Origin of the sequence: Xanthomonas sp. (assembly GCF_017163755.1) — a bacterium.
GTDB lineage: Bacteria > Pseudomonadota > Gammaproteobacteria > Xanthomonadales > Xanthomonadaceae > Xanthomonas_A.
In genome coordinates this window covers 155,023-167,385 of the sequence record NZ_JAFIWC010000002.1, presented here as the reverse complement: position 1 = coordinate 167,385, position 12,363 = coordinate 155,023, and the positions used below count along the sequence as shown (strand labels likewise).

The following is a 12,363-nucleotide window of genomic DNA, read 5'->3' as shown; positions in this document are numbered from 1 at the left end:
TTGGCAAAAGCAAACGGGTGTATCGGCGCGGCGAGGTTGCGGATGGAGGGGAGCCGCTTTGGCGAATCCCCCATCCCGAATCCCCCATCCCGGCTGGCACGCTTCAGCGCGCCAGCCGCTCGTTGACCAGCGAATCCACCACCGACGGGTCGGCCAGGGTCGAAGTGTCGCCGAGCTGGTCGGGGGCGTTCTCGGCGATCTTGCGCAGGATGCGGCGCATGATCTTGCCCGAGCGGGTCTTGGGCAGGCCCGGCGCCCACTGCAGGTGGTCGGGCGCGGCGATCGGGCCGATCTCCTTGCGCACCCAGGCCACCAGTTCCTTGTGCAGCGCCTCGCTGGGCTGCTCGTCGGCCACCAGGGTCACGTAGGCGTAGATGCCCTGGCCCTTGATGTCGTGCGGGAAGCCCACCACCGCCGCCTCGGCCACCTTCGGGTGCGAGACCAGCGCGCTCTCGACCTCGGCGGTGCCGATGCGGTGGCCGGAGACGTTGATCACGTCGTCCACGCGGCCGGTGATCCAGTAGTAGCCGTCGGCGTCGCGGCGGCAGCCGTCGCCGGTGAAGTAGCTGCCCGGGTAGGTGCGGAAATAGGTGTCGATGAAGCGCTGGTGGTCGCCGTAGACGGTGCGCATCTGCCCCGGCCACGAATCGCGCAGCACCAGGTTGCCTTCGGCGGGCCCTTCCAGGATCTCGCCGTCGGCGCTGACCAGCGCCGGCTGCACGCCGAAGAACGGCAACGTCGCCGAGCCGGGCTTGAGGTCGATCGCCCCGGCCAGCGGGGTGATCAGGATGCCGCCGGTCTCGGTCTGCCACCAGGTGTCCACGATCGGGCAGCGGCCGTCGCCGACCACGTCGAAGTACCAGCGCCAGGCCTCCGGGTTGATCGGCTCGCCGACGCTGCCGAGCAGGCGCAAGGACGCGCGCGAGGTGCGCTTGACCGGCGCCTCGCCCTCGCGCATCAGCGCGCGGATCGCGGTCGGCGCGGTGTAGAAGATCGTCACCTGGTGCTTGTCGATGACCTCCCAGAAGCGCGACACGTTCGGATAGTTCGGCACGCCTTCGAACATCAGCGCGGTGGCGCCGTTGGCCAGCGGCCCGTAGACGATGTAGCTGTGGCCGGTGACCCAGCCCACGTCGGCGGTGCACCAGTAGATGTCGTCCTCGCGCAGGTCGAACACGGTCTCGTGGGTGTAGGCCGCGTACAGCAGGTAGCCGGCGGTGGTGTGCAGCACGCCCTTGGGCTTGCCGGTGGAGCCGGAGGTGTAGAGGATGAACAGCGGGTCCTCGGCGTTCATGCGCTCGGGTTCGCACTGCGCCGGCTGCGGGTCGACCACGTCATGGAACCAGCGGTCGCGCGGGGCCTGCATGTCCACCGCGCCGCCGGTGTGGCGCACCACCAGCACGGTCTCCACGGTGGTGGTGCCGGGCAGCTTCAGCGCCGCGTCCACGTTGGCCTTCAGCGGGATCTTCTTGCCGCCGCGCAGGCCCTCGTCGGCGGTGATGATCAGCTTGCTGCCGCAGTCGATCACCCGGTCGGCGATCGAATTGGGCGCGAAACCGCCGAACACCACCGAGTGGATCGCGCCGATGCGCGCGCAGGCCAGCATCGCCACCGCCGCGTCGGGGATCATCGGCAGGTAGATGGTGACGCGGTCGCCCTTCCTGACCCCGAGCGCGCGCAGCGCGTTGCCCAGCCGGCACACGCGCTCGTACAGCTCGCGGTAGCTGACCTTGTAGGACGGCGCGTCCGGGCCGTCCGGCTCGAACAGCAGCGCGGTCTTGTCGCCGCGCGTGGCCAGCTGCCGGTCCAGGCAGTTGACGCTGGCGTTGAGCTCGCCGTCGTCGAACCAGCGGATGCGGAAGTCGTCCAGGGCGAAGTTCACGTCCTTGATCCGGGTTGGCTTCTTGAACCAGTCCAGGCGCTCGGCGGCCTGGCCCCAGAACGCCTCAGGCTGCTCCACCGACTGCCGGTACAGGGTCTGGTACTGGGTCTTGTCGACCCGCGCCCGGGCGGCGAACTGCGGATCGACGGGGTAGATATCGGCCATGGTTCCCTCTGCGATGAACGTTGCGGTGTGGCGGTGCGCCGCCATGCGGCGGCGCGTCATGGTCCAGTGTGCCGCATCCTCTGTTAAACGCGCACGCGATGGCGGCTTAGACGATGGTCGTAACGCCGGCGCTGTTCGACTAATGGCCAATAGGCGCCGGCGCCGGCGGCGCGCACCCTGCGATCAGCCGTGCCTGTGCGCGGCGGACATCCATTATTCGGGAGGGAGTAATGAGCAACCGCATCGCATCCATCGCGCGCCGCCCCCTGGCGGCCGCGCTGTTGGTGGCCCTGATCGCCCCCGGCGCGGCTTTCGCGCAGAGCGGCAAGGGTCAGTCCGCACGGGAACAGGCGCTGGAGGCCCGGGTCGCCGAGCTGGAGCGCCAGGTCCAGCTGCTGCTGTCCTCGCAGCAACAGCAGCAGGGCCAGATCGCCGAGACCCAGACCCAGATCGCCACGGTGAAGTCGACCCAGGCCGCGCAACCGGCGCTGCCGGCGGGCAAGGCGCCGATCCAGGCGCTGACCATCACTCCCGGCGCCGCCCCGGGCACCACGTTCAAGGTCGGCGGCTTCATCAAGGCCGACTTCCTGGCCACCCAGACCGGCGACGGCCAGCTGGCCGACGACGCCACCGGGCGCATGCTGTACCTGCCCGGGCAGACCCCGGTGGGCGGGGAGAAGTCCAACGTGGACTACAACGCCCACGCCAAGTTCTCGCGCATCAACTTCGGCGTGGACAGCGTCACCGACGGCGGCAACAAGGCCGGCGCGCTGGTGGAGCTGGACTTCTTCGGCAACTCGCTGGGCAACCAGACCGCGACCAACACCTACGGCGCCACCCTGCGCCATGCCTACATGTACTGGAACCACTGGCTGGCCGGCCAGACCTGGTCGAACTTCATGGACGCCTCGGCGCTGCCGGAAGCGGCCGACTTCATCGGCCCCACCGACGGCGTGATCTTCGTGCGCCAGGCGCAGGTGCGCTACACCCAGGGCGGCTTCAGCGTCGCGCTGGAAAACCCGGAGACCACGCTGATCGGCACCACCTCGTCCGACCGCGGCTCGATGCCGGACCTGACCGTGCGCTACGGCTGGAAGGGCGACTGGGGCACGTTCGGCATCGGCGGCCTGGTGCGCCAGCTCAAGGTCGACCGCCCCGGCTTCGAGGACAGCAGCGTCGGCGGCGGCCTGACCTTGGGCGGCAAGTGGGCGGCCGGCGCCAACGACAGCTTCGTCTACCAGATCACCGGCGGCGAGGGCATCTCCCGCTACATCGGCCTGGGCATCACCGCCGATGCGGCGCTGGACGCGGCCGACGGCAGCCTGGACAGCACCGGCGTGCTCGCCGGCTACGTCGGCTGGCGCCACGCGTTCTCGCCGAAGCTGCGCACCAACCTGATCTACGCGCGCAGCGACTACGACAACGACACCGCGCTGACCGGCCTTGCGGTGACCAAGAACGTGCAGAGCATCCGCGGCAACATCTTCTACACGCCGATGCCGAAGGTGGATGTGGGCGCGGAGCTGATGTACGGCAAGCGCGAGGTGGAGAGCGGCGCCAAGGGCGACATCACCCGGGTGCAGTTCACCACCAAGTACAGTTTCTGAGGCCATGGCGGCGCGGCGCCCGGGAGGGCGCGCCGCGCCGCCACGACTCGCGCATCGCAGGCGGCGCAGCGCCTGATCACGTCCCGCATCACGCCTGACCGATCCAGCCTGATCCAACCCACATCACCGCACCATGCACGCTTCGGAGGGGAAGCTTCCTATGTCCAGCACCACCACCAACCCGTCGGGCAAGCCCTTGACCCAGGGCCACAAGAAGGTGATCTTCGCCTCGAGCCTGGGCACCGTCTTCGAGTGGTACGACTTCTACCTGTACGGTTCGCTGGCGGCGATCATCGCCAAGCAGTTCTTCAGCGGCGTCAACGAAACCACCGGCTTCATCTTCGCGCTGCTGGCCTTCGCCGCCGGCTTCGCGGTGCGTCCGTTCGGCGCGGCGTTCTTCGGCAGCCTGGGCGACCGCATCGGCCGCAAGTACACCTTCCTGGTCACCATCGTGCTGATGGGCCTGTCGACCTTCATCGTCGGCGTCCTGCCCAACTACGCCAGCATCGGCATCGCCGCACCGATCATCCTGATCGTGCTGCGCCTGGCGCAGGGCCTGGCGCTGGGCGGCGAATACGGCGGCGCGGCCACCTACGTCGCCGAGCACGCCCCGCCGGGCAAGCGCGGTCTGTACACCAGTTTCATCCAGACCACCGCCACGCTGGGCCTGTTCCTGTCGCTGCTGGTGATCCTGGGCACGCGCCTGTACCTGGGCACCGAGGCCTTCGAGGCCTGGGGCTGGCGCGTTCCGTTCCTGGTGTCGATCGTGCTGCTCGGCGTGTCGGTGTGGATCCGCCTGCAGCTGAGCGAATCGCCGGTGTTCCAGCAGATGAAGTCCGAGGGCAAGACCGCCAAGCAGCCGTTCCGCGAGAGCATGCGCTCGGCCAACGGCAAGCTGATGCTGCTGGCGCTGTTCGGCGCCACCGCCGGCCAGGCCGTGGTGTGGTACGGCGGCCAGTTCTACTCGCTGTTCTTCCTGACCCAGTCGCTGAAGGTCGACGGCACCACCGCCAACATCCTGATCGCGGTGGCGTTGGCGCTGGCCACGCCGTTCTTCGTGGTGTTCGGCTGGTTGTCGGACAAGATCGGCCGCAAGAAGATCATCCTGGCCGGCTGCCTGCTGGCCGCGGTCACCTACATGCCGATCTTCAAGGGCCTGACCCACTTCGCCAACCCGGGCGTGGAAGAAGCGCGTGCCAACTCGCCGGCGCTGATCGTCGCCGATCCGGCCACCTGCCACTTCCAGTTCGATCCGGTCGGCGTGCGCAAGTTCACCAGTTCCTGCGACATCGCCTCGGCGGCGCTGACCAAGGCCGGCATCCCGCACGACGCGCAGCCGGCGGCGCCGGGCAGCGTGGCCAAGATCACCATCGGCGGCGCCGAAGTCACCTCCTACGAAGCCGAAGGGCTGAGCAAGGACGAGGCCAAGGCCAAGGGCGATGCGTTCGCCAAGGAACTCAAGGGCGCGCTGGCCACGGCCGGCTACCCGGAGAAGGCCGACCCGGCGCGGATCAACAAGCCGATGACGCTGCTGCTGCTGTGGATCCTGGTGATCTACGTGACCATGGTCTACGGCCCGATCGCCGCGTTCCTGGTCGAGCTGTTCCCCACCCGCATCCGCTACACCTCGATGTCGCTGCCGTACCACATCGGCAACGGCTGGTTCGGCGGCTTCCTGCCGGCGATCTCGTTCGCGCTGGTGGCCGGCAGCGGCAACATGTACTTCGGCCTGTGGTACCCGATCGGCATCGCGTTGATGACCTTCGTGATCGGCGCGCTGTTCCTGCGCGAGACCAATGACGTGGACATCACCAAGTAAGCCTGAAGTAGCTTCGCCGCAGCATCTTGCGGCACTGCGACGCCGGCCCTCGTGGCCGGCGTCGTCGTTTTCGCCGCTGCGCCGCTGCGCGGCCCGCGCCGGGTCTACCATGCGCGCTGGCTCCCAGCTTCCGCCGCCGCATGCCCGCCGCTTCCGACTACCGCTGGATCCTGTTCGACGCCGACGACACGCTGTTCCGCTTCGACGCCTTCGCCGGCCTGCAGCGCCTGTTCGCCACCTACCAGGTGGCGTTCTCCGCGCAGGACTACCACGACTACAGCGCGGTCAACCGGCCGCTGTGGGTGGACTACCAGAACGGCGCGATCAGCGCCGCGCAGCTGCAGCAGCGCCGCTTCGACGGCTGGGCGCAGCGCCTGGGCGTCTCGCCGCAGGCGCTCAACGACGGCTTCCTGGCGGCGATGGCCGAGCTGTGCGCACCGCTGGACGGCGCGGTGGCGCTGCTGGATGCGCTGCGCGGGCGCGTGCGCCTGGGCATCGTCACCAACGGCTTCAGCGCGCTGCAGCACGCGCGGCTGCGGCGCACCGGCCTGCACGACCGGTTCGAGGTGCTGGTGATCTCCGAGCAGGTCGGGCTGGCCAAGCCGCACCCGGGCATCTTCGAGCATGCGCTGGCGCAGATGGGCGCTCCGCCGCGCGAGCGGGTGCTGATGGTCGGCGACAACCCGCATGCGGACATCGCCGGCGGCCTGGCGGCCGGGCTGCACACCTGCTGGTTCAACGCCCACGGCCTGGCGGCGCCGGAGGGCATCGCGCCGCACTACGAAGTGGCGACGCTGGCGCAGTTGCAGGCATTGCTGCTCGAGGAGACATGAACGCTCGTGTTACGCCGCGCGCCATGGCCGAAGCGCCTTAGCGCTTTCTATAGGAGCGGCTTCAGCCGCGACCCACAGCCTAGGCGCACGTCATGCCTGCTGGAGTCTCGCAGGATTGCCAACAGAGCGCATCCGAACGCCGGGCATCGTCGGGACTGAAGCCTCTCCCACAAGGAAACGGCGTGCCGACCAGCCCATGGTGGGAGCGACTTCAGTCGCGACGCGGCAACCCTGCGGCGCCTGCATCAAGGGACCCGGTTGGCCCTCCGCCGCCACCGCACCGCCGCGCCACGGCTTGTCCGGCATCGCCAACATCGGGCCATACGCCAGCATCGTATAGTGCGCCCATGCCCATTTCCGACCCCGCGACCCACAGCGCCGACACGCCGCTCGCCGCGCTGCCGGTCACGCTGCAGCGGTTGCGCGACGCCTGGCAGGCGGCCAAGCCCGACCAGGCGCAGCGCCGCGCCGACCTGCTGCGCCTGCGCGCGGCGCTGAAGCGGCGCCTGCCGGAGATGGCCGACGCCATCGCCGCCGACTTCGGCCACCGTTCCCGGCACGAATCGCTGCTCGCCGACGGCATGACCGTGCTCGGCGAGATCGATCACCTGCTGGCGCACCTGAAGCGCTGGATGAAGCCGCAGCGCATCGGCGTGGGCTGGCGCTTCTGGCCGGCGCGCGCCGAGGTGCGCGCGGTGCCGGTGGGCGTGGTCGGGGTGATCGCGCCATGGAACTACCCGGTGAACCTGGCGTTGATCCCGCTGGCCACCGCGATCGCCGCCGGCAACCATGTCTATCTCAAGCCGTCCGAGCACACCCCGCGCACCGCGCAGTTCCTGCACGCGCTGCTGGCCGAGGCGTTTCCGCCCGAGCGGGTGGCGGTCGCGGCGGGCGGCGCCGAGGTGGCCGCCGCGTTCGCCGCGCTGCCGCTGGACCATCTGGTGTTCACCGGCTCCACCGCGGTCGGGCGCAAGGTGATGGCCGCCGCGGCGCCGAACCTGACCCCGCTGACGCTGGAACTGGGCGGCAAGTCGCCGGCCATCGTCTGCGCCGATTACCCGCTCGAGCAGGCCGCCGCGCGGCTGGCCAGCGGCAAGTGGTTCAACGCCGGCCAGACCTGCATTGCCCCGGACTACGTGCTGATCGACCGCGGCCGCGAGGCGGCGCTGGTGCAGGCGCTGCGCGCGCAGGTGCAGGCGCGCTACGGCGACTTCGCCGACGCCGGCGACTACACCCGCATCGTCAACGACGGCCAGTACCGGCGCCTGCGCGGCTACCTGGACGATGCGCGCGCGCGCGGGCTGGAGGTGATCGAACTGGCGACGGTCGATCCGGCGCGCGCCGACCGCGAGCGCCTGATCGCGCCGACCGTGGTGCTGCAGCCCGGCGACGACGCGGCGCTGATGCGCGAGGAGATCTTCGGCCCGATCCTGCCGATCCGCGGTTACCGCACGCTGGACGAGGCGCTGACCACCGTCAACGGCCGCGAACGCCCGCTGTCGCTGTACCCCTTCAGCCGCGACCGCGGCACCGTCGAGCGGATCCTGCACGCCACCGTGGCCGGCGGCGTCACCGTCAACGACGCGCTGCTGCACTTCGCGATCAACGGCCTGCCGTTCGGCGGCATCGGCGCCAGCGGCATGGGCGCCTACCACGGCCGCGCCGGCTTCGACGCCTTCAGCAAGGCGCTACCGGTCCTGTGGCAGTCGCGCCGCGCCGGCAGCGACCTGCTGAAGCCGCCGTACCGGCGCATCCAGCGCGTGATCGACGTGCTGGTGCGTTAGCTGGCAGTCCTGACCCTTTACACAGGAGCAAATGGATTTTCCGAAACGTCCGCATCCCTGTTCTGGACTAGCCTGTTTGCATACCGTCTGCTTGGCCTGTTCCTGACGGCCCGCAGGCGAGGCCTCGAGGACGGGGCCTATCGCGGCCCTTTGACGGAACGAGCGTCTGCAGAGGCCAGGCAAGCCCGGCACGCCGGGGCGCCTAACTCACGCGGCTCCCTGCGGAAGTGGCACTTTTTCCAACCTGTTGTGATATAAAACCTCGGCCAATTATTAAACTAGGCAAGGTTTCATATCATGCCTGCGCCGCACACCGCTCCCCAACGTGAACAGGCACTCGCGCTGCTGGGAAGCCGCGGGATGATGCGCCTGCGCGAATTCGGCGACGCCGGGATCACAGCCGCGACTGTTTCCCGGCTGGAGCGCGATGGCGCCATCGTGCGTCTGGCTCGTGGGCTGTACCAACTGGCCGATGCGTCGCTCGACCAGCAGCATTCGCTGGCGGAAGTGGCGAAACTGATCCCAAAGGGGATCGTCTGCCTGACCTCGGCGCTGGCCTTTCATGGCCTGACCGACCAGCTGCCCGCCCGCGTTTGGGTGGCGCTGGGCAAGAAGGATTGGCGGCCCCGCATTGCCTATCCTCCGGTGCGGATTGTCCGTTTCCCTCCCGAACTGCTGTCGGCCGGCGTCGAACACCATGCCATCGAGGACATCCCGGTGCCGGTCTTCGGCGTCGCCAAGACCATCGCCGACCTGTTCCGGTACCGGCGGACGGTCGGCGAGGCGGTCGCAATCGAAGGACTGCGGGAGGCGCTGCGCCAGCACAAGACCACACCGGCCGAGATCGCCCGATTTGCCGAGCAGGCACGTATCTGGAAAGTCATGCAGCCCTATCTGACGACGCTGACCTCGCATGGCTAAGCCTCCCACCAACATTGCGGCATCGGTGCGCGCCCGGCTGCTGAACCTCGCGCGCGAAACTCAACAGCCGTTGGATCAACTGTTGACTCGCTATGCGCTGGAGCGGCTGCTGTACCGTTTGAGTCGTTCGGAACATCGGGACCGCTACGTCCTCAAGGGCGCCCTACTTGTCACTACCTGGTTCGATAGCCCGCATCGACCAACCCTCGATGTCGACTTCCTGGGCTTCGGCGATCCGTCGACCGACGTGCTGCTGTCGCGATTCCGGGAAATCGCTTCCGTTCCGGCCGATGACGGCCTTGAATACGACGCCGCTGCACTGAAGGCGGAGTTGATACGGGAGGATCAGGACTACGGCGGCATCCGGCTGCGCACGACCGCAACTCTCGCAGGTGCGCGCATCCCTATCATCATCGACATCGGCTTCGGGGACGCGACCGAACCGGGCCTGGAGGAAATCGACCTGCCAGTACTGCTCGACATGCCCGCGCTACACCTGCTCGCCTATCCGCCCGAGACAGTGATCGCCGAAAAATTCGAGGCCATGGTCAAGCTCGGTTTGGCCAACTCACGTCTGAAGGATTATTACGATGTGTGGGCGTTGCTCACGACGCGGGAACTTGACGAAAACCGGTTATCCGTTGCGATCGCCGCTACGTTCAAACGTCGCGGTACCGCTCTGCCGTCTGACACGCCGGATGCACTGACACCCGCTTTCGCTGCTGACGGCGCCCGGCGAACCCAGTGGATTGCGTTCATGCGGAATGTCGAACGCGAGGCCCCGCACTCGATGACTTGGTTGCAGAACTGGAAGCACGGCTGATGACAGTCGTCCGTCTCGTCTCCACCCAGCAACGACCTTTCTGAGGCCATTGCCATGCTGGTCACGCGCGTAATCGCGCGAAACCAAGGTATTAAAAATGAACAAATTCAAAAGGTTATGTGATTTATGAAAATCGCCTCCTGGAACGTCAATTCGCTCAACGTGCGCATGCCGCACCTGGAACAGTGGCTGCGCGAGTTCGCGCCGGACGTGGTCGGGCTGCAGGAAACCAAGCTGGAGGACCACAAGTTTCCGGACACGGCGCTGGCCGCGGCCGGCTACCGCAGCGTGTTCGCCGGGCAGAAGACCTACAACGGCGTGGCGATCCTGTCGCGCGCGCCGATCAGCGACGTGCAGGTGGGCATCCCCGGCTTCGACGACGCGCAGCGCCGGGTCATCGCCGCCACGATCGGCGCGGATGGATCCTCCGACCCGGCGCAGGCGCTGCGCGTGGTCAACCTGTACGTGGTCAACGGCCAGGACGTGGGCACCGACAAGTACGCCTACAAGCTGCGCTGGCTCGAGGCGGTGCGCGACTGGCTGCAGCAGGAGCTGGCGCGCCACCCGCGGCTGGTGGTGCTCGGCGACTTCAACATCGCCCCGGACGAACGCGACGTGCACGATCCGCTGGTGTGGAGCGACAACCACATCCTCACCTCCACCGCCGAGCGTGGCGCGCTGCACAAGCTGCAGGCGCTGGGGCTGCACGATGCGTTCCGGCTGCACCACGCCGACGGCGGGATCTTCAGCTGGTGGGACTACCGGCAGGCCGCGTTCCGCCGCAACCTGGGCCTGCGCATCGACCTGACCCTGGTGTCCGAGGCGCTGAAGGCGCAGGCCGTCGATTCGGGCATCGACCGCCTGCCGCGGACCTGGGAGCGCCCCAGCGACCACGCCCCGGCCTGGGTCGAACTGGCCGCGGCGGCGCCGGTTACCGTGGAGACCCCGGCATGAGCATCCGCCTGGTCGGCGACACCCCGATCCAGCCGCGGCATCTGGCGCGCTGCCATTGCGGCGCGGTGGTGCTGGAGCTGGCGCTGCCCGACGGCATCGTCGATCCGCGCCGCTGCGACTGCTCGCTGTGCCGCCGCCGCGGGGCCATCGTCGCCTCGGTGCCGCTGTCCGGGCTGCGCGTGGTGCAGGGCCAGGCGGCGCTGCGCCTGTACCAGTTCCATACGCATACCGCGCAGCATCATTTCTGCGGCGTGTGCGGCATCTACACCCATCATCGCCGGCGTTCGGACCCACGTCAGTACGGCTACAACGTCGGCTGCCTGGACGGGGTCAATCCGTACGCGCTGGACGTGCCGATTCCGGTCGAGGACGGGGTGCATCACCCGTCCGATCGCGCGCCCGGTTGAGCGCCGCCGCTGCCACAAAAAAGCCCGGGACATGCCCGGGCTCGGTGTGACGCGACGGTGCGCCGAGTCAGCGCGCGCGTCCGCGGGTGAACAGGTTGACGATCGCCAGCAGGATCACCGCGCCGATCAACGAGTACAGGAAGGTCCACAGGGTGATCGCCTGGTTGATGCCGCCGCCGAACAGCCAGCCGGCGATCAGCGCGCCGACGATGCCGACCACGATGTTCAGGATGATGCCCTGCTGCGCGTCGCGACGCATGATGAGGCTGGCCAGCCAGCCCACGATGCCGCCGACGATCAACCAGATGATGATGCCCATGCTCGCTACTCCTAAAAGGGTCTGCCGGCACCGGGAGCGGTGCGGCGCGGCCATTTAAGGGGCGCGGCCGTGAAGCGACCGTGTAACCTCGGTGACCCCGCCCAGCGGCCATTCCTGTTCGTGGACACGACGTGAGCAACGCCCCTCTCGACCCGCCGCTGCGCCAGGACCCGCCCGACTGGCGTTTCGGCCCGGTGGCGGTGTGGCTGCGCGCGCATCCGCCGCGCACCCCGGGCGAGGCGCAGGCGCGGCGGCTGCTGGCGTGGGAGCTGGCCACACCGGAGGCCGAACTGCCGCTGCGCCGCGACGAACGCGGCCGGCCCTGGCTGCACGAACCGCTGGCGCACGTGGGCACCGGCTGGAGCCACAGCGGCGACTACCTGCTGGTGGCGATCGGCGCGCATGCGCGGCTGGGCGTGGACATCGAGCACCAGCGCCCGCGCCCGCGGCTGCCCGAGGTCGCGCAGCGTTTCTTCCACGCCGACGAAGCGGCGACCCTGCAGGCGCTGGACGAGCCGGCGCGCGAGGCGCTGTTCTTCCGCCTGTGGTGCGCCAAGGAAGCGCTGCTGAAGGCGCACGGCCACGGCCTGTCGTTCGGCCTGCACCGGCTGCGCTTCGCCGAGGATGGCGGCGGCGTGCTGCGCCTGGCCTGGTGCGATCCGGCATTGGGGCAGGTCGAACGCTGGCGCCTGCACGAATGGGTGGCCGCGCCGGGCTACCGTGCCGCGCTGGCCTGGTATCCGCTCGAGCCGGCGTAGCGCCCGGGATGGCCTCGCCATCGACGCGCGGGGGGGCGAGCGATTCAGTCGCAAGGGGGCTGCCGGAGTGCCTGTCGCGACGGAAGTCCTT

General features: G+C 68.8%; 11 protein-coding genes. 9 read left to right on the top strand and 2 right to left on the bottom strand.

Translation table 11 applies throughout. The features are described from left to right. Nucleotides 1–103: 103 nt before the first annotated feature. On the bottom strand, nt 104–2,047 hold the full coding sequence (acs, locus tag JR065_RS02585; protein ID WP_206231811.1) for an acetate--CoA ligase: 1,944 nt from the start codon (nt 2,045–2,047) through the stop codon (nt 104–106). 230 nt (nt 2,048–2,277) lie between these two features. Here acs and JR065_RS02580 point away from each other — a divergent pair, with 230 nt between their 5' ends. The 8 genes from JR065_RS02580 to JR065_RS02545 all read left to right on the top strand — a co-directional run bounded on the left by JR065_RS02580 (nt 2,278) and on the right by JR065_RS02545 (nt 11,195). After that, nucleotides 2,278–3,654 carry a DcaP family trimeric outer membrane transporter gene (locus tag JR065_RS02580; RefSeq protein WP_206231809.1) on the top strand — a complete coding sequence of 459 codons (1,377 nt, stop codon included), beginning with the start codon at nt 2,278–2,280 and terminating at the stop codon, nt 3,652–3,654. 160 nt (nt 3,655–3,814) lie between these two features. Continuing rightward, nucleotides 3,815–5,473 (top strand): MFS transporter, encoded by a 1,659-nt coding sequence (locus JR065_RS02575; protein WP_206231807.1) that lies wholly within the window; start codon nt 3,815–3,817, stop codon nt 5,471–5,473. 140 nt (nt 5,474–5,613) lie between these two features. Next, complete coding sequence (yjjG, locus tag JR065_RS02570; RefSeq protein ID WP_206231805.1) at nt 5,614–6,306, top strand: pyrimidine 5'-nucleotidase; 693 nt, start codon at nt 5,614–5,616, stop codon at nt 6,304–6,306. A 347-nt stretch (nt 6,307–6,653) separates the two neighbouring features. After that, nucleotides 6,654–8,090: a coniferyl aldehyde dehydrogenase gene (locus tag JR065_RS02565; RefSeq protein WP_206231803.1), complete on the top strand. Its 1,437-nt coding sequence runs from the start codon at nt 6,654–6,656 to the stop codon at nt 8,088–8,090. A gap of 297 nt (nt 8,091–8,387) precedes the next feature. Further along, the gene (locus JR065_RS02560; protein WP_206231801.1) at nt 8,388–9,011 is read left to right on the top strand and encodes a type IV toxin-antitoxin system AbiEi family antitoxin domain-containing protein; all 624 of its coding nucleotides are present in this window, start codon (nt 8,388–8,390) and stop codon (nt 9,009–9,011) included. Next, nucleotides 9,004–9,834 carry a nucleotidyl transferase AbiEii/AbiGii toxin family protein gene (locus JR065_RS02555; protein ID WP_206231800.1) on the top strand — a complete coding sequence of 277 codons (831 nt, stop codon included), beginning with the start codon at nt 9,004–9,006 and terminating at the stop codon, nt 9,832–9,834. The genes JR065_RS02560 and JR065_RS02555 overlap by 8 nt, the downstream gene beginning before the upstream one ends. A gap of 126 nt (nt 9,835–9,960) precedes the next feature. Then, nucleotides 9,961–10,788 (top strand): exodeoxyribonuclease III, encoded by an 828-nt coding sequence (xth, locus tag JR065_RS02550; protein ID WP_206231798.1) that lies wholly within the window; start codon nt 9,961–9,963, stop codon nt 10,786–10,788. Beyond that, nucleotides 10,785–11,195: a GFA family protein gene (locus tag JR065_RS02545; RefSeq protein ID WP_206231796.1), complete on the top strand. Its 411-nt coding sequence runs from the start codon at nt 10,785–10,787 to the stop codon at nt 11,193–11,195. The genes xth and JR065_RS02545 overlap by 4 nt, the downstream gene beginning before the upstream one ends. A gap of 67 nt (nt 11,196–11,262) precedes the next feature. Here the strand turns inward: JR065_RS02545 and JR065_RS02540 are convergent, their stop codons facing one another. Further along, nucleotides 11,263–11,514 (bottom strand): GlsB/YeaQ/YmgE family stress response membrane protein, encoded by a 252-nt coding sequence (locus JR065_RS02540; RefSeq protein ID WP_206231794.1) that lies wholly within the window; start codon nt 11,512–11,514, stop codon nt 11,263–11,265. 131 nt (nt 11,515–11,645) lie between these two features. On the opposite strand from JR065_RS02540, the gene JR065_RS02535 reads away from it, so the two are divergent. Continuing rightward, the gene (locus tag JR065_RS02535) at nt 11,646–12,272 is read left to right on the top strand and encodes a 4'-phosphopantetheinyl transferase family protein (RefSeq protein WP_343237237.1); all 627 of its coding nucleotides are present in this window, start codon (nt 11,646–11,648) and stop codon (nt 12,270–12,272) included. Nucleotides 12,273–12,363 lie beyond the last annotated feature (91 nt).

Excerpts from the sequence above, each read along its gene's own strand:
- JR065_RS02575 (WP_206231807.1), top strand. The coding sequence starts at position 3,815 with ATGTCCAGCACCACCACCAACCCGTCGGGCAAGCCCTTGACCCAGGGC.
- JR065_RS02555 (WP_206231800.1), top strand. The coding sequence starts at position 9,004 with ATGGCTAAGCCTCCCACCAACATTGCGGCATCGGTGCGCGCCCGGCTG.
- JR065_RS02560 (WP_206231801.1), top strand. The coding sequence starts at position 8,388 with ATGCCTGCGCCGCACACCGCTCCCCAACGTGAACAGGCACTCGCGCTG.
- JR065_RS02545 (WP_206231796.1), top strand. The coding sequence starts at position 10,785 with ATGAGCATCCGCCTGGTCGGCGACACCCCGATCCAGCCGCGGCATCTG.
- yjjG (WP_206231805.1), top strand. The coding sequence starts at position 5,614 with ATGCCCGCCGCTTCCGACTACCGCTGGATCCTGTTCGACGCCGACGAC.
- acs (WP_206231811.1), bottom strand. The coding sequence starts at position 2,047 with ATGGCCGATATCTACCCCGTCGATCCGCAGTTCGCCGCCCGGGCGCGG.
- JR065_RS02580 (WP_206231809.1), top strand. The coding sequence starts at position 2,278 with ATGAGCAACCGCATCGCATCCATCGCGCGCCGCCCCCTGGCGGCCGCG.
- JR065_RS02565 (WP_206231803.1), top strand. The coding sequence starts at position 6,654 with ATGCCCATTTCCGACCCCGCGACCCACAGCGCCGACACGCCGCTCGCC.
- JR065_RS02540 (WP_206231794.1), bottom strand. The coding sequence starts at position 11,514 with ATGGGCATCATCATCTGGTTGATCGTCGGCGGCATCGTGGGCTGGCTG.
- xth (WP_206231798.1), top strand. The coding sequence starts at position 9,961 with ATGAAAATCGCCTCCTGGAACGTCAATTCGCTCAACGTGCGCATGCCG.